This is a genomic window from Neochlamydia sp. AcF95 (assembly GCF_018342455.1).
Taxonomy (GTDB): Bacteria; Chlamydiota; Chlamydiia; order Chlamydiales; family Parachlamydiaceae; genus Neochlamydia.
In genome coordinates, this window is the sequence record NZ_JAEMUC010000018.1 from 18,310 (window position 1) to 39,862 (window position 21,553).

Sequence of the window (21,553 nt, forward strand, 5' to 3'; positions counted from 1 at the left end):
AAAGAAACTTCCTGATAAGCATTAAGAACGATTACTTTTTTAATTTCTTTTTTTTCTTATCGGTGATCTTCTTTTAATTTTTATTAAATTTATTCATGCTATTTAATTTTTCAAAATATTCAGGATGTGGAAATGATTTCATCCTTTTTGATAATCGAACTTCTAAGCTTCCTGCTTTAACCCCTACCCTTATCCAAAAATTGTGCGCTCGTCAAAAAGGGATTGGAGCAGATGGGGTTATTCTTTTAGAAGCATCGCAAAAGGCTCATTACAAAATGCGCATTTTCAATGCCGATGGTAGTGAAGCCGAAATGTGCGGAAATGGTATCCGCTGCCTATTCAAGTTTATTCAAGAATGTGGCATTCAGGAAGAGTGGCTAAACATTGAAACTTTATTTAGTACTTTGAAGGTTAGCTCTGAGGATGAGGATGTAGCAGTACAAATGGGCAACCCTTCTGAAATACGATGGTCGCTTGATCTTTTTCCTTGGACAATTCATTATTTGGATACGGGCGTGCCTCACGCGGTAATCTTTACGGACAAACTCGAGCTCTTAAATCTTAATGAATGTGGGCGCACCATACGCTTTCATCCTCTCTTTGCTCCGCGCGGAGTTAATGTAAACTTTGTACAAATAGGTGACCAGGGCATCCTTCATGTTAGAACCTATGAACGCGGGGTGGAGCAAGAAACACTTGCCTGTGGAACAGGAGCTACTGCAGCGGCGTTAGCAGCTGCCAAGCTTCATCAATTAGAAGGCCCCTTAACTGTGAAAGTCCGCTCGGAAGATTTTCTGAAAATTGATTTTGAATATAATAAGGGCTGCTTTACCAAGGTGCGTATGATAGGGCCTGCAAAGCTAGTTTTTAAGGGGACAGTAATTCTTGAACATGCGCTGGAATGACTTCTTTTAAAACTTCTAAGTTATAGCCACCTTCCAATGCCGATACTAAGCGACCTTTACAATACTTTTCTGCTAAATCTTTAACAATTTGTGTCAAATCTACAAAATCTGGTGTAGTCAAATTAAAGCCTCCTAAAGGATCCTGTGCATGTGCATCAAAACCTGCCGAAATAAAAATAAACTCGGGTTGAAAGCTTTTTGTACTTTCCATAAGCTGGTAACTAAAAATTTCTTTAATTTTCTGTCGAGGATTCTCGTGGGGCTCGATAGGAAAGTTAAGATTAAACCCTTTGCCAGCCCCTCTTCCCCCTTCCTGGCTTAAACCTGTACCCGGATAGATTCTTTTATTATGGGTGCTAAAGTAAAAAACTGTAGGATCTTCATAAAAAATATCTTGTATACCGTTGCCATGATGAACGTCCCAATCTATAATTAAAACTTTTCGCAATCCGTATCTTTGGCAAGCATAGCGCGCACCGATGGCTACATTGTTATATAGGCAAAAGCCCATGCCCTTATCCATACAGGCATGATGCCCTGGTGGACGCACTAGACAAAAAGCATTGCGTGCTTGGGCAAGCATAACGCTATCTACAGCATTTAATACAGCACCAACAGCATGGCGTGCAATTTTTTCAGATGCAGGACATATCTGTACATCTCCGGTAGAAAGTTGAAAAGAGCCATCTTTAGAGCCACTATAAATACATTGCTGAATATTATCTTGCACTTCCTGTAGATAGCCAGGAGTATGACACAACAAAAGCTCATTTTCTTCTGCTAGGCGAGGCCGAAGAACACCTCCTCTTTTTAATAGCCCTTGAGTTTGTAAAGCTTGCCTACTTACTTTAAACCTATAAGGAGATTCAGGGTGGCTAGACCCTGTGAGGTGATGAGTAAAGAGAAAGTCTTCTACAATGAGGGTAGATAGCATATAGGCCTGCAAGTTATTAAAAAAGTAAAAGATAAAAAGTAGAACAGTGATGGTACTTTTTTTAGGATACCATCACCATGCTAGACCTTCTTTCCGATAAGCAAACCAAGCTTAGCCATATGATATACAAATGGCTAAGATGCTTGATGGACGAGGGCAGCTTGAAGCCCATTCCTCCCTTTACCTTTGTAAAGCTCATTAAACAGTTTGTTTTAAATAGAGGGGTCCATCGTTTTTAGCCAATTAAAGCAGCATCGTTTCTAAAAGCTCCTTTAATATCGGCTATCAAAGTGTCTCTTATCATTTCTGCTTCCCTAAGGGCAGGGATTGGAAGCTTGGTTAGCCCTTTACCTCCTACTTGATTATACAAGTCAATAGAGCCTGTATTAGCTTTAAAAGCTTTATCCAAACGGCCTTTTTCCCAATAAAGCTTAGTAAGATAGTAGCTAGATTTAGCACAAATTCTTAAGTCCGTTTCAGATACCTCTACGGCTTTTTTAAAACAGTTTTTTGCTTTTTCTAAATCTTTAAAAGGGCAATTTTTATCTAAGTAAAGCTCCCCTAATACTAGGTAAGCTTCCCCAGCCTTTCTGTGCCCTGATTCCCTCATTTGAATGGCTCCTTGAAAAGAGGCGCCCTGTTCAAGCCCACCTTTTTCAAGCCTTCCTAAAGCTTTTTGATAATACATTACGGCTTCATCTTCTTTAGAAGCCGCCTGGGCTAGCTTAAGATAAACTCTACCTAATTGAAGATTGCAATACCTTTGGTTAGTTACATCTTGCTCTTTTCCTGGCGGTGCAAACCTTTTTTCTTGAAATAAATCTAAATAAAGCTTTTCTGCTTTTAACAAATCATCTTTATCCCCTTCTATAAGAAGCCAGCCTGGCCCTTGCCTTTGGAAAATTAGAAGGTCTACAGGATTTGGATTTTTATAGACATCAGCATTTTTTGCTATCTCTTTTTGAATGTCAACGGCTTTATTAAAATATCTTTCAGCTTGCTCCCATTCTCGTGCATGAAAATGGATAATACCTAGATAATGGAGCGTTTGAGAGTAAAGCGCGGGAAGCTCTTGATGATCTTTTAAAATCCTGCAGATTTCTTCAGCTTCTTTATCTTCAAGCTTTAACCCTGCAAGCTCTAAACTTCTCTCAAAGGCCTGACGGGCTTCAAAAAAATTATTAGATTGCAGATAATAATTGCCTAGCACATTATAAACATGCACAAAGCAATGCTTTAATTCATGAGCTAGTTGATGTTCTGTGGCATATTTTGAAAGAAATCTCCATTGGTTTTCAATAGCTTTTGCTTGGTGGTGGCTATCTTTGGAGACCATATTCAAGCTGTAATTATCCTTAAGCATGCCTAGAAAGTTTTTTAAGACCTGTTCGGTCTTCTTTCCTTCTTTACTCATTTTCTCAAGAAGCAACTCTTGCAAGGAAGAATGAATTTCCCATGCTTCAGCTCCCTTTCTAGCAATCAACCCATAACCCTCTAGCTCATCCAATAAAGAGGTTAGCGACTTAGGACTCTTTAGATGGCTTTTACCCCAAAGCTTTAAAAGAGACTCCTCAATAAAATAAGGATTTAAGAAAGGTATAATAGTAAAGAGCTCTTTCGCTTCACTTCTTTGTTTTTCACATGCTTCTATGCTTAAAAGTAGCACAGCTTTTAATATCTGGCTAGTCTCAGCTAAATGCATAGAAGTTTCTTTGGATACTCCCATCAAGCTCCTTAGTTTATCAGTATAAGTACTTACTATAGAATCAAACGAAGCAGATGGCTTAGCGGCTTTTAAGTAAAGCGCCGCTTGCTTTAAAGCGAGAGGCAAATAAGAAAGCTGCAAGGCAAGATCACGTTTTGAGTTGCTGGCTTGATTAAGAGCCCAATGATCACTACCGAGATTGAGGTGGAAAATCTCTAGCGCTTCATCTTCACTGATATGATTTACTTGCATATCAAAAGTTTTCACTTTATTTAGCTTTTCGCGGCTCACCATTAAAATCCTACCCTTAGAATCCTGAGGAAGGAAAGCTTGCAGCTCCTCGTAATTCTTCGGATCTACGTTATCAATCACAAAAAGCCAATCAGGCCTTTGGGCAAGCTTCTTATTGACTTCACTAATAATCACCTCTTTTTGAGCTTTCAATGGCACATGAACGCCTAGCTCTACGGCAAATTTCCTATAAGATTCAAAAAAGCTTTCCATGTCTTGCATATCTCCAAAGAATGGAGTACTTATCTTATCCTGCTGGCCTTTCATTTTTTGTTCATAATGCTCTATATATTGCTTAGCTAAAACAGTTTTTCCTGAGCCACCAATTCCTGTAATCGCCAGCTTTTGAGGAATAGCTTGTTGAGAGCTAAAACTTCCATCTAACTTATCAATATTTTTTGTCTGCACCCATACCTCTTTGTGAGATAAAGTTTCCTCTGGCACGCTAATATGATTAATTTCTACTTTTAATGATTTTTTTACCTGATCAGTGAAATGTGAGCGAAGCAAATGATAAGCTAGGCCACTAACAGGTATCCACAACCACTTCCTAGACATCTCAAAAGGAGTCATATTCTTAACATCTTGACATTTTTTGCTTACAAACGTTTGAAAAGTTTCTCCTGGCCCATTTTTATCACTTTTACCTTTTATTTCCCTATGCAACTTCTTTAATTCTCTAAAAACTTTAGAAGAACTTGGCTGAGGCTTAACATTTAGCTTTCTACTATAAAAGCGTTTGCCTCTAGGCCAAGGAAAACAGCTCTTCTGGTTAGAATGACTTCGTGAAATGGCATATTTGGACATTCTACCATTGCTAACTGCTGGTACCAATGGATGACTTACCTGAAGACTTTTTAAAGCCACAGGAATCGAGGTAGAGTGAAAAAGAGCAGAGGAAATAGGTTTATTGGCTGCCCGTGCAGTTATCCCTATTTTAGGATAAAGGCTCTTACTTAGCGAAGAAGCTGATTTAGAAGAAGAAATTGACATATTATTAAACCCCTTTAGATTAAATGTTCATTATTCGCAAAGCAATGCTTAAAAAATTAACTTCACAAATAAGCATTTATTTTAACTTTTATTAATTTAAACATCAATTAAATTAAAGTTTAAAACTCTTAATTATTTAAACTCTAATTAAGATATACCTAATTAAAGATAGTTCTTTAAATAATAGAGAGTTTAGGTTGCGTAGCACAAACTGTAGGTATATAGTAAGCGGCCATGGAGTTTATCAATTATTTTCTGATGAGTAGAACTAATTCTAGAGTTTATATTTACTTAATCATATATTGAGTAGCATGCAATCTTCATACGAACAGCTATTTAAAGAGAATGCAGAACTAAGGGTTGAAAATGTTCAGCTTCGAGCGGAAAATGGGGAGTTAAAAGCCGTGATAAATAGATTGGAAAAGATAATCACTAAGCTTGAAGCGCGCATTGCCCAGCTTGAGGCTTAAGCTTAATCAAAATTCCAAGAATAGCTCCAAGCAGCCATCCATTGATCATAAAGCTAATCGTCCAATTACTCCAAAAGTAGAAAATCGACCTTATCATCCTGGTGCTAATCGTCAACTGCTACCTGCTAGTGCGGTTACCTTGCATGAGGTGCGTTGCCTAAAAGTTTGCCCACATTGCCACTCTGCTATGCATGCCACTGATAAGATTTTTTCCATGGCAGCAGATCGAGCTTCCTGAAATTAAACCTTTAATGCATCAAATCGATTTAGTAACGAGCAGATGCCCTTGCTGCCATCTAGAAACACGGCCTGAACTTAAAGAAAATGAGTAATTCTTGCTTGGTTTTAAGACTGGAAGGCTTTATTAATCTGCTGATGGGGCCAACACGCCCAAGGCCTCCAGGCCGTGCGCCCCATGATTAGGGCCTTACTGCCTAGCGTGGCTTTAAGCCAAGGTTTTATTTTTAAAGTTAAAGCTCGCACGCTGCCTTACTTTTTTCGTCTTATGAAACACTCGTTAAAGCAGCTACTACCACTCAGTAGCCTTTGCATATAGATCCAACGAGCTGGCGTCATGCTGCCACTAACGAACATTTGCTAGTACTACGTGTAGGAAATGTGATTGCTTATGGATGAAGAGCTTATCAAAATGGCGTTACTCTAAAAGTGCTAGTCGATCAGAAGATTTATTGCTTAGTAAATGATCGAGGCTAAAGCTATTTATCAAATTGAGGTAAAGATCAAACAGTATTGCTTAAGCTCATTGGCTCCTTAATAGACAAGGGTGAGCAAAACAGCCCCACACCCCTTTGAGGGGTGCACAGCGCCTAGGAACCCTATATGCTAACTTGCAAGTTGCTTATTAAAGATAAACATCCTCTAGAAAAAGGCCAGATCAGCCAGTCTACTTGGCAGCAGTATGGGTATCTTAACTGGCGTTATATACAAGAAGAATTGCAAGGACTGGGGGCTGGAGTAGCACCAAGAAATTGCGGAAGTTTTGCCAAAAGCTTTTAAAACAGATCAAATATTTCCAGGCTTACTTGAAAGATCCTGCTATCCCTATGATCAATAATGCTGCCGAAGAATCTTTAAGAAATCTAGCCATTGTACGTAAGTTATGCCTAGATAACCAGTCTACCTATAGCAAAAGGTGGAAGGGAGCGCTGCATAGCTGTATCGGAACTCTTTATCGACAAGGAAAATCTATTCTAGATTTTCTAGCAGACGCTATCTATGCAGCTTGTATCAAGCAACCTATCCCTATTGCTCAAAAGTCCTATCCTCCTCAGAAAAGGCTTTATATTTTTTTGAAAAAATTTATTTTAATTTTTCAAATAAGTGAATTCTTGCGTGTATAATTCTAGGCTTGGAATAAGAATGTGGAGGCTATGGTATAAAGCTTTTAAGCTGGGATGATATCTCCCATAAATAGTGACAAATATTCTTAGTGATTGGTTAGCAAATTCTGCCGCCTTGAACGAATTTCCTTGTACTTGATAGAGCATAGCCAGATTACTGTAAATAACGGCCACATTAAGATGATTTTTCCCAAGCAATTTAATGTCAATGTCAAGCGCTTGATGGATACACTCAGTAGCTTTCTCCCAATTCCCTTGATCTTGGTAGATTGTTCCAAAGGTAGTGTAAATATCTGCAATGCTAGGAAGATTTTTATCATATAGCTTAAGATTAATAGCAAGCGCTTGATGGACACACTCAGCAGCTTTCTCTAAATTCCCTTGATCTTGGTAGAGTATTCCCAGATTCTTGTAGGTCTTTGCTACATTAGGATGATTTTCCCCCAAAAGCTTAACGCTGATATCGAGCGCTTTCTCAATATATTCTGCCGCCTTTTTTAAATCCCCTTTCTCGTAATAGATTGTTCCTAGATTGTTATAGCGGATTACCACACTAGGATGATTCTCTCCAAAAAGCTTAAGATCAATAGCAAACGCTTGATGGGCATACTTAGCGGCTTTTTCTAACTTTCCTCGAGTTTGGTATATCGCTCCTAGGTTACCATAACATAATGCCAGATCATGGTGGTTTTCCCCAAATAGATTAAAGTTAATAGAGACGGCTTGCTTGGCATGCTCAGTGGCTGCCGCTACCTTTCGGAGTTCTAAGTAGACTGCTGCAAGGTTATTATGATAAATTGCCAGCATAGGATGATTTTCTCCAAAAAGCTTAAGATTAATAGAGATGGCTTGATGGAAATATTTAGAGGCTTTTTCCAGTTTCCCTTGTGCTTGGCAGAGCCTCCCTCGATTGTTATAGCACCTTGCCACTTGAAAATGATTTTCCCCATAAAGTTCAAGATTAATATCGAGCGCTCTCTTGAAATACTTAGCGGCCTTTTCTAGCCTTCCTTGTTCTTGGTAGATTAGTCCCAAATTAGTATAAGTACTTGCTATCCTAGTATGATTTTCTCCATACATTTCACGAAAAGGGGCCAGTGCTTGTCTAATAAGCTCAGCTGCTTTTTTCAATTTCCCTTGTTCTTGGTAGATCCACCCGAGGGTATTATAGCCAATTGCCACCCAAGGATGATTTGCTTTCAAAAGTTTACGGTTAATATCAAGCGCTTTTTTGGCACACTTAGCGGCCTCATCTAATTTCCCCTGCTCCTGATAGATCGTCGCTAAATTGTTAAGGTCTCTTCCTATAATGAGAGGAGTTTCCTCACAGAACAAAAGATCAATTTTAAATGCTTGCATGGCAAGTTCTGCCGCCATGTTTAAGTTGCCTTGAGCTTTGTAAATTAGCGCCAAAGCATTTAAGGCTTCTGAATTTGCTGGATTTAGTCGTATGGCCTCGTGATACCAGCTTTTTGCTTCTTCGTGTTGAAAAAGCCGTAAGGCTATATCTCCTTGTGTCTGCGGTGAGTTATCCTCTAAATTTGAATGTTTAAGAGTGTCTTCATTTCCTGATAAAAAATTTTGAACAGCCTGATAAAAAGGAACAAAGATACGATAAATTGTCTTTATTTTTTCTAATGTCTGAGGATTTAAAGCAAACTGCTTTTGAATAAAGCTAGGATCCTCAAATCCAAATATTTTAAGGATTGGATTCATGATTTCTTGTTGCGCTTGATAATGAGAATATGTCTTAAGCCGCATAAATAGCACTATACTCATCCACCCTCTTAGCTTTGCAGCCGCGCTGTCGTTTATAATCTTTTGCTCGTTTAGTTGATCAATCCTAGTAAACGTATCGGAGGCTTTTACTTTTGCGAGAAGTGCTAGCCGATCCAAAGCCAGATGAGGGAATCGATACAAGTCATTTTTGACTTTAAAAAGCATTCCTTGCCTTTCACCCTCATCAATTTTCGGATTAAAAGCTACCATATCCGTTTCAACCAAATGATGCTTAGCTAAATATTGGCGTAGATTAAGATTGCGTGGATAAGGAGCATTAAGCCCTTCTTGAACTTTTTGCCTATATTGCTCAGTTAGTTCCTCGTTACCTAGCAAATGAGTAAAGTTTAGTAATTCCATGGGAAGGTGAGGCTCTTTTTCATGCCACCACTGGCCTTTTTCATCTTTACCAATATACTGAGCCATTTTTCCAGGAGTTTGTATAAGATCAAATGTCTTACCATTACCTACAGGAATTTTGCAGCCTTTCCCTTCTACCCCTGCCCCATCAAAAGCAAAGCCCCGTGGTGTGATGCCATCAAAAAATTTGATGACTTTTAAGCAAGGAATGTTTAAAGCAGGAAGAATGGTTTCTCCTAAGTTGATAACCTTTAAGTGAAGTAAATTGGTTAGATTTCTAAAATATTTCTTATTTATAGGAGTGTCCTCTTGAATAAGAATCCCAAACTCTAAATCAGAATAAGGCGTCATCTCTTCTCTTGCTAGGGAACCGAAGCCTATCAAGGCATACTCACAAGGAATAGGCCCTAAGTTATCAATTGCTTGCATTGCAAGATGCTCGAAGAAAATTTTCATACGTTTAGAAATATGCCGATAAAGCTTTTTAACATTCTGGGGAGGCGGTGTTTCTGCCAGCGCACAAATCTTCTCTTCTATTTCTTTTCGGAAATTTTTTAATTTTTGGCGATTATATACAAATTGCTTCTCGACTGTCCATGGATCTATAAGTTTGCAGTGATACAATTTGCTAAATGCCTCTTGAATTTTAGTAAGCTTTTCTTTAAGAAGCTCCTGCTTTGCGGCTTGAGAAAGATGCATAGCATAATTATAGAGACCCGCAGCTTGAAGAAAGGTTCTTGCCTTTTCTTTTCTTAGATAAATGTCGCCTAGTTTTTCTATGTAAGCATTTTCTTGAGCAGAATTTTTTTCTTTAATAGCAAACTTTAAAGCTTGCGTATAGCTTTCTTCCGCTTTTCTTATATCTTCATTCGATAAAAGCTCATTACTTTTCAAGCTTTCTAAAGGAATCCCTTTCCATTCATCACTTCGTTCAATTAAGTGCTTCCATTCTTTACATACAAGGATTGCTCGGCATAAGTCTTGGCAACCCAGTTTTTTGAAAATCCCTAAGCTAATCTCTGCATACGGACCTAATTTCAGATAAGGCTGTTTTCTCCCTTCTATTTCCTCAAACTCATTGAATATAAAAGGGTTAATAATAGCTGAATTTTCTAAACTCATTGACTCACCACCTTTTTTCTTAAGTTCAGTTTTATTTCCTTTTAAGCCTATATGCAATCTTATCTCTTTTTCCTTATCTTTTTATCTAGCTTTTCATTAGGTATAGAAGAAAAGAGCCATACTATTTCTTCTGTAGCCAAGTCTACTTAAAAATGAGTTACTTTAAAGATCGGGTTAAGGGATTCTCTCAAGAAAAGACCTCATTCCTCCTCTACCCTTCTTGAAAAGTTTTATAGCTTTACAAAACAAAGAGGATTTACTGGGACAGGGTACGCACGCTAAATAAGCTCCTGATAAAACAGCAAAGCTTCCTACCATTTTCTATATCATTAACTTCTAAAGGTTTCCTTTCTATTATCTTTAACTTTGAGATTGCTAAAAACTCTAATAATACATCTAATTATTGTAAGAGCATGTAAAGGAAAAATAACTTTGCTAAGAGTGTGCTCACATAAAGAGATGAAGGTAGCTTCTTTATTAAGCTGTAGGAAAAACATTAAAGAATGTGTAGGGCGGATTGTTTATAGCTTACTACCCTTAAAAACTGTTTAAAGTTAGGAGGACAATATGGGTCCAATTAAAAAAACATATATAGCCTATCCGCTAGCTAACCTTTATCAGCTAAAAATTTAGCAAATCAATTGTAAAAAAAAGCAGAAGACTCATGAGCATTAAGTTTCCAAGGATTAAATTTTCACTCCCCCCATGCAATCTTATAAAGACTAAATATTCGAAACTATCAATTATTTTTTATAAATTAAGAATTATTTAGAAAATTTAAACGAAAGGGAGGCAAAAAAATTTAGATTAAAAACACACCCTACATACATCCTTAAAAGCTTCTTGTCTATCTATTAAGCTAGACTTTTGGAAGAAAATAAAAAAATTGCTATGTATAATCGTAAAACTTTGATAAATATATTTTTATTAGTAAGAAAAAAATGAAGGAGGCCTTTTATGCCCTTAAAAAAAGGTACAAGCCGTAAAACAATCAGTGAAAACATCCGCACAGAAGTACATCATGGCAAGCCACAAAAACAAGCGGTGGCAATTGCTTTAAATGAGGCCAGAAGATCTGGCGCAAAAATTCCTAAAAAAGGAAAAAATACCAAATAACTGTCAAATATAAGGAGAACAATAGATGGCAGCAATAAAAAAACCAGCCGCTAATAAAACGACGGCTAAAAAAGCAGCAGAGAAAAAGCCTGCTGCAAAAAAGCCAGTGGCTAAACAAGCGGTGGCTAAGAAAACGTTAACTGTAAAGAAAACGGCACCTAAAATTGTTGCTAAGGCATCAGTTAAAAAACCTGCTGCAAAAAAGCCTATAGTAAAAAAAGCTATAGTGAAGAAAACGACGACTGCGGCTAGAAAAAAAGCTGTAAGCCGATAAATTTGCATGACTAACTTTGGTAAGGGTGGTTTTATTGCTTCTTTACCAAAGTTTCTTCTCCCTTATTGCATGTTGTTTTAGTATCATAAAGCTTACCTAGCCCCTTAGCTTTAAAAGAATGCTCTTTCCGCGCCTTCTAAAGTCATGCCTAGAAAAACAGCTGGGATAAAAGCTAACTAAAGAGATGTGGGAAGTTAACACAGACTTAGTGGCTACAGAGTAGGCGAGATGATGAAAAGAAGCTAAAGGAGGAAAACTGGAAATTGATTTGAATATAAAAAAATGCTCGGAGTCGGACTCGAACCGACACAGGATTGCTCCCGAGGGATTTTAAGTCCCTTGTGTCTACCATTTCACCATCCGAGCAAAAGGTAAGCGCTAAGATAACGACATTTGACTTTAATAGCAAGCCAAATGTCGCAATTATTTATTCTTTTTCTTTCTCGGGGTTAGAAAGCCCCTCTTCTAGAGGCTCTTTTATTTCATTTGTTTCGTCCAAAGGTAGAGGAGAAGAAGCAGATTCAGCAAGGTCGTCCCAAAAAGAATGAAAAGAACTATTTTGTTCCTCAGAAGACAAAGGTTTAAATTCTGGAGCAGGCTCTACAATAGGAGGCAACTCACTTTGCTCCTCTTTAAAAAACTCTTCAACTTCTTCGCTGTCTCCTTCAAAATCTTCGGTGAGGCTATGAAGAATTTGAACTTCATCATCTTCTTTAGCTTCTTCTCGGGTATAGAAAGCATTTTTAAAAAGTATGTTTTCTTTGTACCTTCCAATGGTCTCTGAGATTAATGTCGGAGGGGGAGGCAATAATCCACTCATAAAAGGAGCAGGAGGCTGTGCTAGCGGCTGACCTTCTCCTGTTACTTTTCCCTCTGATGAAGAAGCTACATCTAGTTGCCCTACATCTTCAAATGATGATATAGCCTCAGTACCACCTATATCTTCTTTAATTTGCTCTTCTCGGCCCCGGCGACGCCTTTGCTGCCGTCTACGATCACGCTTTTTTTCTGCTCGATTGTCAGTAGCAGTAGTTTGCTCTTCTGCAATCACGTTAGATTCCTCCATGGCCGCTGGGTCCATTTTATCTATAGGCATTTCCTTCACAGCCTTAGTCTCACGTCCTCCTCCTATCTTGATCGAACGCTCCAAGCCCACATTTTTAAGGACCATGCGAGCTTCCCGGACTTCTAGAATCTCATAGTCGTTTACGGGAACAAGAAAAGATTTAGGTTTTTCTAAAGAGCGAAAAAAAATAGCAGTTCCAAAAGAAACGACTTCTAAAGCATCTACAAAATATTCTTCTTGCCCTACATTTTTGCTATTGCGAACAACAATTTTGCACCCTTCCTTAGGCGTAATAACGGTTTCAATAATAGGTTCTCGAGTAAAATCCACAATTAATTCAATCCTGTTTAAATTTGCATATATATTAGACTTTTAAAAAAGTCTATTTAAGAAGCAACCACTTACCTATATGTTAGTATTACTCTTTTGAAGCCATATAGGCTAAAAGCTCAACACATCTACAAGCATACCCCATCTCATTATCATACCAAGCCACAATTTTATAGAAGGTATCGTTAAGAGCTATGCCTGCATCTTTGTCAAATATCGAAGAGTATCTGCTTCCAATAAAATCACTTGACACAACCGGTTCATCACAATAGCCTAGGATACCTTTCATGCGCCCTTCTGAGGCTTTTTGCATCTCTTGGCATATTGATTCATAGCTGGTTGGTTTGCTCAGTCTCACGGTTAAATCGACAATAGAGACATCCACAACCGGGACTCTCAATGCCATACCCGTAAGTTTTCCTTTCACTTGAGGAAGGCATAAAGCTACAGCTTTTGCAGCACCAGTCGAAGAAGGTATAATATTCTGACTAGCAGCCCTGCCTCCTCTTAAATTTTTAGGAGAAGGCCCATCAACGGTAGGCTGGGTAGCTGTCATAGCATGCACAGTCGTCATTAGACCTTCTTCAATTCCAAAACTCTCTAGCAACACTTTAGTAATAGGTGCTAAACAATTAGTCGTACAAGAAGCATTTGACACAATTTTGTCATTTGCTGGATTATATTTTTCCTCATTAACACCTAAAACGATAGTAGCAATTCCTTCCTCTTTCGCAGGTGCTGATATTAGAACTCTCTTAGCTCCCGATTTTAAATGCTTGCCTGCCTCATCGAAAGAGGTAAATAGGCCGGTTGATTCTAAAACATAATCTACTTGAAGATCTTTCCAAGGAAGCTTTTGAGGATCTTTTTCAGCGATAACTTGTATCTTTTTTCCCTCAAAGAGAAGGTATTCTCCTTCGGCTTTAATTTCCCCTTCAAATTTGCCATGTACTGTATCATATTTTAGTAAATAAGCCAAATTGCTGGGAGAAACCACATCGTTAATAGCTACCACTTGTATATCATTTCTTTCGTTAATTAAGCGAAAAACCAAGCGACCAATGCGGCCAAACCCATTAATGGCAATTTTTAGGGGCATAGCTAGATTCCTTAAAAAGTCATAATTATCCTTTTTATCATAGATGAGACTTAAGGAGAAAGTAAAGGAAATAATCTTAGCAAAAATTCACGCGCGTTTATATAAATTAATTTTTTTTATTACCGATTTTATTATACTTATAATAAGTTTACTTCAAAAATAATATATATTTATATATTATTTATTTATAAGTTAATAATAAAAACTAAAAAACACATAATTTGCTAACAAATGGATAAGATTATGCATCAGCTTTCATTAGAGCCTCTTGGCATTCACCCTTTAATTTTTCCTGCCTTTGAGAAACAAGAAGAACAATCTATAGATTCTAGAAGGGATACTACAGTTTATGCAGAAATCGCTTTAAAAATATTCAAAGAACTAGGACTGCAGGATCTATGCCAAACACAATTGGTTTGTAAAGAGTGGAAACAACTAATTGGAAGCAGTTTTTTAGCTAAAGAAGAGACCTATACCTTAGCTTTAAAACATGCTATTCGGAAGAAAGACCTTATTCAAGAAGCCTTTTATATAGAAAAACTCGGGGATATTTATGGGGATAAAGGAACCTCCGAAACTCTTCTGCAAGCGGCAGGACTTTATAATTATGCTTTGCACAGGCATTTTCTATCTCATTCCTTAGAAGGCAAACGAAAGGTTCTTGAAGAAAAGTTATCAAAAGTTCAAGATTTACTTGTTAGAAAATGTAAAGGCAGAAGTGTAGCTTTAGCCACAATAGAGGATCAGTTTGAAAGCAACCGTAAGATATTAAAAGAATTTAGGAAGGAAATAGAGGCAAAAATTCAAGCCTTGTCCGAAACTCCTTCTTTTCAAGAAGTAAGGGAGCTCTATCGTAAAATAGCTCAAGGAATAAAAATCTTTTTTGAACATATAGTGGCACAAAGCCTAGATACCCTAGGGCCTCCCCCTTGTGAATATTCTATGATAGGCTTTGGTTCACTTGCTAGAGAAGAGATGACGCCTTACTCCGATCTAGAGTTTGGCATTCTTATCCAAGAAGATAATGCTATTAATAGAGATTATTTCAGACGTCTAACCACTCTTCTTCACTTAAAAGTGATCAACTTAGGCGAAACGATCCTACCTGCTTTAAATATTCCTTGCTTAAAAGCCATCAGTTTTTTCGATGACATTACGCCACGGGGCTTTGCCTTTGATGGAGCAGGAGTTGAAGGAAAAGGCTGTAAAACTCCTTCGGGCAATGGTAAGACGTTTGAGCTTATCCAAACGCCTGAAAAAATGGCTCAATATATTGGTAAAGATAATGAAAATCAGTGGTGGCATGAAAGAGAGCCACATCTTCCCATGGAACTTTTAAATTTTGCTCACCTTCAAGGTAGCCGCGAATTAACTGAGCAATATAAGGAGAATGTTCAAAAAAAACTTAATGCTCCTTGCCGAAAAGGTCTTACTCTGCGTAAGTACTTAGCTAAATTTCATTTGTTTTTAGCAGATATGAATATTTTCGATCCAGGAATGGGCGATTTAAGCAAGGAGGGTATGCTTTTTAAAGTCAAAGATGATTTTTATCGCTTTCCCCAGTTGGCTTTGGACCGGTTAGCCCTTCTCAAAAAAGTAATGGCTTCCGATACTTTCACTAGGATTGATCAGCTAAACCAGCTAGGAATTATAACGGCTGACGCCGTTAATAAATTAAAAGAGTGGATGAGTATAGCGCTATTTATGCGCCTTAAAACCTATTCTCATTATCAAGCCCAGCGAGAGATGATGAACCCATTGATCAGGCCCTTTAAGTTTGAGGAGCCTACCCTTATCCAAAAGCAGTTTGCTTTAGATCATAAGGCATTAGAAAAAATTAAAAAGATTTATCATATTTTCATTCCATTCCGCCAGGCTATTCAAAAGTTTTTCTTAGGCCATGAAGAGAGACTTACCTCTTCCTCTTTAGATGATGACTCGCCCCAGATCCAGGGAGACATAGCCAGCAGAATATTTCAACATGAAGAGGCAAAAAAGTATTACCTTAAAGCCATACAAGAAAATCAAGAAAACATTTCTGCCCTGATAGCTCTTGGGCTTATCTACGAGAACCAAGGAAATTTAAAAAAGGCCACTGAATACACCCAAAAAGCACTTGCTATTGCTATTAGGCGCGGCGGTGAAATCTGCCCCAGCGTGGCAACAGTTTATAATAACTTGCTAATGATCTACTATGCCCAAGGAAATTTAGAGGAAGCAGCTAAGTATGGTAATCAAGCACTCCAAATTAATATTAATCTGTATGGAAAAAATCATTCCCATGTAGCAAATAGTTATAATAGTCTTGGTTTAGTCTACAAAAAACAAGGGAATTTAGTAAAAGCAAGTGAATCTCTTAATCAAGCCCTTGCAATAGACCAAGCGCTTTGGGGTGAAAATCATTCAATGGTGGCAACAGATTACAATAATTTAGGAATGCTGTACAAAGATAAAGGCAATTTAAAAAAAGCAATTGAATTTATCCGTCATGCTCTTGCCATCAATTTTAAGCTTTATGGTAAAAATCATCCGCATGTAGCTACCTGTTATAACAATTTGAGCCTCATTTATGAGGACCAAGGAAACTTAAAAAAAGCCCGTAAGTATGCTGATAAAACACTTACAATTCAACTTAAGCTCTATGATAAAAATCATCCCCGGGTGGCCATAATTTATAATAATCTAGGGCTTATTTGCGCGAGCCAAGGAAATTTAAAAGAGGCTTTTAATTATATCAATGAAGCTCTCCAGATTAGCCGTAGGCTTCTAGGTAAAAATAATCCGACTGTTGCAGGGCTTTATAACCACATAGGGCAAATCTATCAAAAACAAGGAGATTTAGAAAAAGCCATTCAGTTTATTAACAAAGCCCTCGCAATTAACCTCAAGCTAGGAGGTGAAAATCAACCTTCTGTAGCAATAGATTACCAAAACTTGGGAAGCGTCTACTTAGACCAAGGCTATTTAGAGAAAGCCTTTGAGTATATTAATAAAGCACTCGATATTAATCTTAAGCTTTTCGGGGAAAATCATCCGACAGTAGCAATAAATTACAATACTCTAGGAAGAATCTATCAGGAGCAAGGTAATTTAGAAAAAGCTTTTAAGTATGCCAATAAGGCACTCGATATTAATCTTAAGCTACTCGGGAAAACTCATCCGACAGTAGCAATAGATTACAATAATCTAGGAGGAATCTATCAGGAGCAAGGTAATTTAGAAAAAGCTTTTGAATATATCAATAAAGCACTCGATATTGATCTTAAGCTTTTTGGGGAAAATCATCCTACAGTGGCAATAGATTACAACAATCTAGGAAGAATCTATCAGGAGCAAGGTAATTTAGAAAAAGCCATTGAGTGTGCCAATCAAGCACTCGTCATCAACCTTAAGTTTTTTGGCAAAGACCATCCTACTTTGGCAGGCAATTATAATAATTTAGGAGTCCTCTCCTCTATGAAAAACAAGGACTTTCAGTAAAAGCTATTGAGTGTATTAATCAAGCACTCGACATTCATCTTAAGTTTTTTGGTGAAAATCATCCTACACTAGCATTATGTTATGCTAATCTGGGGAGGATCTATCAAGCCCAAGGAAATTTAGATCTAGCATTTAAGTATGCCCATACGGCATTTAATATTAACCTTAAGCTTTATGGAGAAAATCATCCCGAGACATTGGAAAGCTACAACAGTCTAGAGAGTATCTACCAAGAGCAAAAAAATTTAGCTGTACAGAGCAAAAAATAATTTTTCATAGATAAACCTTCTTAGAAGCACTTGAGAGCAAAAGAGGAATAGAATTAGTTGACATTCATGGCTAGGCAGCAGGCAAATAACAAGTACCTAAGAAGGTGTCCTTGAACCTTTGCTTTTGATCAATGAAAACCAATTCAATAGAAGGAGGAGTATAATGCTTAGGAAGCTATCCTGCTGAGCTGAGCAATAAAGAAAAAGAACAGGAAAAAATAAACTCTTTATTCTGTTTCCTATAAAAAAAGAGGGCGGCCCTATATAAACATTTTAAAAGAGACCCACTAGATGCTATCTTTATCTAAACTTTGCAGGAGGCCAATGAAGACATCTTCTTATGATTTTTCTCCTTAGAAGACAGTCTTTAATTATTTCTCTAGCAGCACTATACTACCCTCTGGCAGCAGAGCGAAGGCTATCTAAATCTTATGGCACGCTGCTAACTGGTATGCAAGAAGAGGTGAAGAATGTAGAGAAGAAAAATATAAATGTATAAAAAACGGATAGGCAATCATAGGAAAATGTTGCCTAAACTAACTCTAAACCTAGTAAAATCGGATCCCTGAAACATTCGCTCCTTTGCTAAAGGCTATTCATACCGTGCAAGCGCTAGCTATGAGCAAGGTTATTTCGGAGGCTTATTGGCTTTAATTTTTTGTTTAGGTTTACCTTTAGCTGTTTTAGAATCCATTAATTTAATCTTACTACTCTTAGCTAAGGGTTTAGGTTTATTCTCCTTAGGAGAAACTTTTACAGCTTTAGATTTGCGTGAGGAAGAATTATCTTTAGACTTCTGAGTAGGCTTTTTAGCTGGCTTAGAAGATGTCGAGGATGCCCCGTTTACATAGATAGCTTTGCTAATTGCTGGATTGTTATCAGCTGTGAAGGCAAAATCTTCTTTTTCTTCTTCATCTTCTCCATCAAAATGATTGATAGTCGTCTTATCAGCTATGTCTAAAAACCTTCTAGACTCTGGCTTGCTTTTATCCTGATCTAACCATTTGGAAGATAAATTGCGTAAAGCTGCCAGCTTTTGATTAATACTCTGAAGATTTTGATCCATGCCATCATGGAGTTGACGCCTACTTGCTAAAAGCTGTCCCTCATTTTCAAATTTAGAAGAGAAGGTTACTGCGGAAGCAGTTAAATCAGGTGTAAACAAAAACAAACGCATAGAAGCTGGCACAGTTGTATAGACATCGGTGGCAATCTGCGGCTCAAACTCTTGCTTAACAGCTTGCTTAGGAGGCCTTCCACGTTTAGGACGAGGATTTAGAGCTTCATTAGAGTAGTAGGTCTTAGCTTTCGCTAGCAAGGCTTTTCTAGCTTGTAAGATATCTTTACCTACTTTTGTATCGAATAGGTGGCGTTTGACCTTTTCTAAAAGCGATTTGGGTAAATCTAAATCCTCTTCGAACACAAAATGAAACTGGTTATTTCTTAACCACTCAATAATACGAATGCGAGACCTTTCTTGGTAAAATTGCTGCCATTTTTCTAATTCAGAAAGATGGTCGTAGATAAACTCAAGAAAGTTTTCCCTAGCTTCTTTGGATTGAATGATTTCTAGTAATTTTTCCTTCGTATCAATATCATACACTTTTTCATTAACGAAACCTTCCATAATCTTTTTAGTTTCATAAAAAGTTAATTTAGGAATAAGAAAGTAACGCTCACTATGCTGGCGCAATTCCTGTTCTAATGCCTCTATCTCTTCCTGAGGTTTATCCAGGTCGACATAAACTATAAAGCCCTCTTGGCGGTCAAGATAAAAATCGCGTTCGTCATCAGACTTTGTAAAAGCTTCGATCAGTCGATGACAACGCAAGATAAGAGGGTTTTGAGCTTCTTTTAGTGTCTTACTCCTCATGGGCAACGATCCTTTAAAAATGTGTATAGATACAAAAAGATCGCATAATTATGCGATCTTTTATACTAGAACTCTATAATAACTAGATTAGGCTCTTAGTTGTCAAGATATTCGATAATACACATTTGAGTATTATCGCCCACACGACGTTGAGCTTTTACAATTCGTGTATATCCACCCGCTCTGCTTGCAAAGCGTGGCCCTAATACACCAAATAGTTTATCAATCACCTGCCTATCTGTATTATAGGCACTTGTGTCCCCTTTACGAGCAGCACGTGCTTCTTTGTCAGTCAACGCATTGAAACGAACCATCATTTCACTAATTGCACGACGCCTGGTAGCTAAAGTGTTTTTCTTTGCTAAAGTGATCATTTTATCGGCATAACGACGTAGCGCTTTTGCTTTCGGCACCGTTGTTTCGATGCGCTCATTTTCGATCAATGATTTTAACATATTGGCAAACATACACCGTCTATGTGAACTGGTACGGCTTAGTTTACATGTATCTTTTCTGTGTCTCATATCTTATTACCTAGCTGCTAATCTTCAACTTTTGCTAATTCTTTTCTACCTTTTTTGTCTTCATTGTAATGCTTGATCTTATCTTTCACATTATCATGTGTAATACCATAGCGAGAAAGATCCATGCCAAGAGATAAGTTCATTTCATGAAGTTTAGCTTTAATTTCATTTAAAGATTTCTTGCCAAAATTTCTAAACTCAAGCATTTTTCTCTCAGGAATGGATACAAGTTCAGCAATTGTATCAATGTTTGCTCCACTCAAGCAATTGGTTGACCTAACGGATAACTCAATCTCATCGATACGAAGGCAAAGTTTTTCCATCATTTCATCTGCATCGCTATCTCCATCACCTAATCCTTCGTCAAATACCAGTGAGTGGGATTTGGCTTTTGTAAATACGTCGAAATGCTTAACACCGATTTGAGAAGCAAATGAAACTGCCTCTACAGGAGTCACACGCCCATCTGTCACGACTTCAAAAATTAAGCGATCAAAATCTGTATCCTGACCTACGCGCGTATTTTCTACAAAATAGTTAACTATACGTACAGGTGAAAAGGAGGCATCTAAAAGGATTTCATCAGCGGTTTTATCATAAATAATATGCCGTTCTGAAGGTACATAGCCACGTCCTATGGCCACACGTAGATCTAATTGGCGTTTCATAGGTTTAGTAACCGTGAATAGATGAAGACCCGAATTAACAACCTCATATGAACCGTCTTTTACAATATCACCTAGAGTAACTTTATACTGGCCATTATTCTTGTCAAGCTCCTCTTGAGTAATATCTAAAACACATGTCAAAATGCGCGTATCACGGCTATAAGAACTTTCATCCGTAGGCAACTTTCTTAAAAGAGCACCTTTAAAATTGAGCACGATATTGGTCATATCTTCGATAACACCTTCAATGGCCATATATTCATGGGGCACACCTTCAATACGCAAGGCAATAATAGCAGGAGCTTCTAAAGAAGAGAGCATCATACGTCGCATGGAGTTTCCAATTGTATGACCAAATCCGCGCTCAAAAGGTTCTGCAATGATTCGAGCCACATTGGAATTGTCTTTATCCTCTTCTACTAAAATTTTTTGGGGCATTTCGAACTTGCCGTATTTAACAGACATTAAGCGACTCCTAAATAATTTAAAATTTCTGAGTGTTTATTACACCCGTCTACGTTTACGAGGACGGCACCCGTTATGTGGTACTGGTGTGGTATCACGAATAGCAGTTATTAACAAACCAGTGCTTTGCAAACCGCGTACAGCAGATTCACGACCTGCTCCTGGCCCTTTTAGGTTAACTTCAATTTCTTTCATTCCTAATGACATAGCAGCTTTGCCTGCATCTTGTGCAGCTACAGTCGCTGCGAACGCTGAAGACTTACGAGAACCAGAAAAGTTTACTTTTCCGGCTGAAGACCAGGAAATAACGCGACCCGAAGGGTCAGTAATAGCAATAATTGTATTATTAAAAGTCGCCTTCACAAAGGCAATTCCAGATGGAACGTTCTGATGGCTTCTTTTTTTTGCTTTAACAGGCTTTTTTGTTGTTGTTGTGGCTGACTGCTTAGACAAAGTAGAGCACTCCTCT

General features: G+C 37.8%; 18 protein-coding genes and 1 tRNA gene. 9 read left to right on the forward strand and 10 right to left on the reverse strand.

Translation table 11 applies throughout. From position 1 onward, the window contains the following. Positions 1-95 precede the first annotated feature (95 nt). Positions 96-905, forward strand: coding sequence for a diaminopimelate epimerase (gene dapF / locus NEOC95_RS01120; protein ID WP_213151081.1), 810 nt, complete (start codon positions 96-98; stop codon positions 903-905). On the opposite strand, the gene NEOC95_RS01125 is transcribed toward dapF, so the two are convergent. Beyond that, positions 868-1,839: a histone deacetylase family protein gene (locus NEOC95_RS01125; protein WP_166154620.1), complete on the reverse strand. Its 972-nt coding sequence runs from the start codon at positions 1,837-1,839 to the stop codon at positions 868-870. The two genes, dapF and NEOC95_RS01125, sit on opposite strands and share 38 nt — an antisense overlap. A 235-nt stretch (positions 1,840-2,074) precedes the next feature. After that, on the reverse strand, positions 2,075-4,828 hold the full coding sequence (locus NEOC95_RS01130; protein WP_213151082.1) for an NB-ARC domain-containing protein: 2,754 nt from the start codon (positions 4,826-4,828) through the stop codon (positions 2,075-2,077). A 311-nt stretch (positions 4,829-5,139) separates the two neighbouring features. Here NEOC95_RS01130 and NEOC95_RS01135 point away from each other — a divergent pair, with 311 nt between their 5' ends. The 4 genes from NEOC95_RS01135 (at position 5,140) to NEOC95_RS01150 (ending at position 6,659) form a co-directional block, all read left to right on the forward strand. Continuing rightward, positions 5,140-5,298, forward strand: coding sequence for a hypothetical protein (locus tag NEOC95_RS01135; RefSeq protein ID WP_213151085.1), 159 nt, complete (start codon positions 5,140-5,142; stop codon positions 5,296-5,298). Then, positions 5,279-5,536 carry a hypothetical protein gene (locus NEOC95_RS01140; protein WP_166154614.1) on the forward strand — a complete coding sequence of 86 codons (258 nt, stop codon included), beginning with the start codon at positions 5,279-5,281 and terminating at the stop codon, positions 5,534-5,536. Before NEOC95_RS01135 ends, NEOC95_RS01140 begins: the two co-directional genes overlap by 20 nt. Before the next feature lie 602 nt (positions 5,537-6,138). Further along, positions 6,139-6,315, forward strand: coding sequence for a hypothetical protein (locus NEOC95_RS01145; RefSeq protein WP_213151087.1), 177 nt, complete (start codon positions 6,139-6,141; stop codon positions 6,313-6,315). After that, positions 6,288-6,659, forward strand: a complete 372-nt coding sequence (locus NEOC95_RS01150; protein WP_213151089.1) for an IS66 family transposase — start codon at positions 6,288-6,290, stop codon at positions 6,657-6,659. The genes NEOC95_RS01145 and NEOC95_RS01150 overlap by 28 nt, the downstream gene beginning before the upstream one ends. Here the strand turns inward: NEOC95_RS01150 and NEOC95_RS01155 are convergent. Further along, entirely contained in the window at positions 6,624-9,920 is a 3,297-nt protein-coding gene (locus tag NEOC95_RS01155) for a tetratricopeptide repeat protein (RefSeq protein ID WP_213151090.1), read from the reverse strand. The genes NEOC95_RS01150 and NEOC95_RS01155 overlap by 36 nt on opposite strands. 957 nt (positions 9,921-10,877) lie before the next feature. On the opposite strand from NEOC95_RS01155, the gene NEOC95_RS01160 reads away from it, so the two are divergent. Together NEOC95_RS01160 and NEOC95_RS01165 are read left to right on the forward strand one after the other, a co-directional pair. Beyond that, complete coding sequence (locus NEOC95_RS01160) at positions 10,878-11,036, forward strand: DUF6496 domain-containing protein (RefSeq protein WP_166154606.1); 159 nt, start codon at positions 10,878-10,880, stop codon at positions 11,034-11,036. Between the two features lie 25 nt (positions 11,037-11,061). Further along, entirely contained in the window at positions 11,062-11,310 is a 249-nt protein-coding gene (locus NEOC95_RS01165; RefSeq protein WP_166154603.1) for a histone-like protein 2, read from the forward strand. 283 nt (positions 11,311-11,593) lie between these two features. Here NEOC95_RS01165 and NEOC95_RS01170 read toward each other — a convergent pair. From NEOC95_RS01170 to gap, 3 genes are all read right to left on the reverse strand, one after another. Next, positions 11,594-11,676: transfer RNA gene (locus tag NEOC95_RS01170), tRNA-Leu, on the reverse strand. 61 nt (positions 11,677-11,737) lie between these two features. Further along, positions 11,738-12,706: a hypothetical protein gene (locus NEOC95_RS01175; protein ID WP_166154601.1), complete on the reverse strand. Its 969-nt coding sequence runs from the start codon at positions 12,704-12,706 to the stop codon at positions 11,738-11,740. 88 nt (positions 12,707-12,794) lie between these two features. After that, positions 12,795-13,805, reverse strand: coding sequence for a type I glyceraldehyde-3-phosphate dehydrogenase (gene gap, locus NEOC95_RS01180; RefSeq protein ID WP_166154599.1), 1,011 nt, complete (start codon positions 13,803-13,805; stop codon positions 12,795-12,797). 243 nt (positions 13,806-14,048) lie between these two features. Between gap and NEOC95_RS01185 the strand changes: the two genes are divergently transcribed. Beyond that, entirely contained in the window at positions 14,049-17,285 is a 3,237-nt protein-coding gene (locus NEOC95_RS01185; protein WP_166154597.1) for a tetratricopeptide repeat protein, read from the forward strand. A gap of 32 nt (positions 17,286-17,317) precedes the next feature. Further along, complete coding sequence (locus NEOC95_RS09685) at positions 17,318-17,554, forward strand: tetratricopeptide repeat protein (RefSeq protein WP_502710258.1); 237 nt, start codon at positions 17,318-17,320, stop codon at positions 17,552-17,554. Between the two features lie 628 nt (positions 17,555-18,182). Here NEOC95_RS09685 and NEOC95_RS01195 read toward each other — a convergent pair. The 4 genes from NEOC95_RS01195 to rpsK form a co-directional block, all read right to left on the reverse strand. Beyond that, positions 18,183-19,427: a UPF0158 family protein gene (locus NEOC95_RS01195; protein ID WP_166154595.1), complete on the reverse strand. Its 1,245-nt coding sequence runs from the start codon at positions 19,425-19,427 to the stop codon at positions 18,183-18,185. Between the two features lie 95 nt (positions 19,428-19,522). Next, complete coding sequence (rplQ, locus tag NEOC95_RS01200) at positions 19,523-19,951, reverse strand: 50S ribosomal protein L17 (RefSeq protein ID WP_166154593.1); 429 nt, start codon at positions 19,949-19,951, stop codon at positions 19,523-19,525. 17 nt (positions 19,952-19,968) lie between these two features. Continuing rightward, entirely contained in the window at positions 19,969-21,084 is a 1,116-nt protein-coding gene (locus tag NEOC95_RS01205) for a DNA-directed RNA polymerase subunit alpha (RefSeq protein ID WP_166154591.1), read from the reverse strand. Between the two features lie 39 nt (positions 21,085-21,123). Then, a complete protein-coding gene (rpsK, locus tag NEOC95_RS01210) occupies positions 21,124-21,456 on the reverse strand; it encodes a 30S ribosomal protein S11 (protein ID WP_502710259.1) in 333 nt (110 codons plus the stop codon). Positions 21,457-21,553 lie beyond the last annotated feature (97 nt).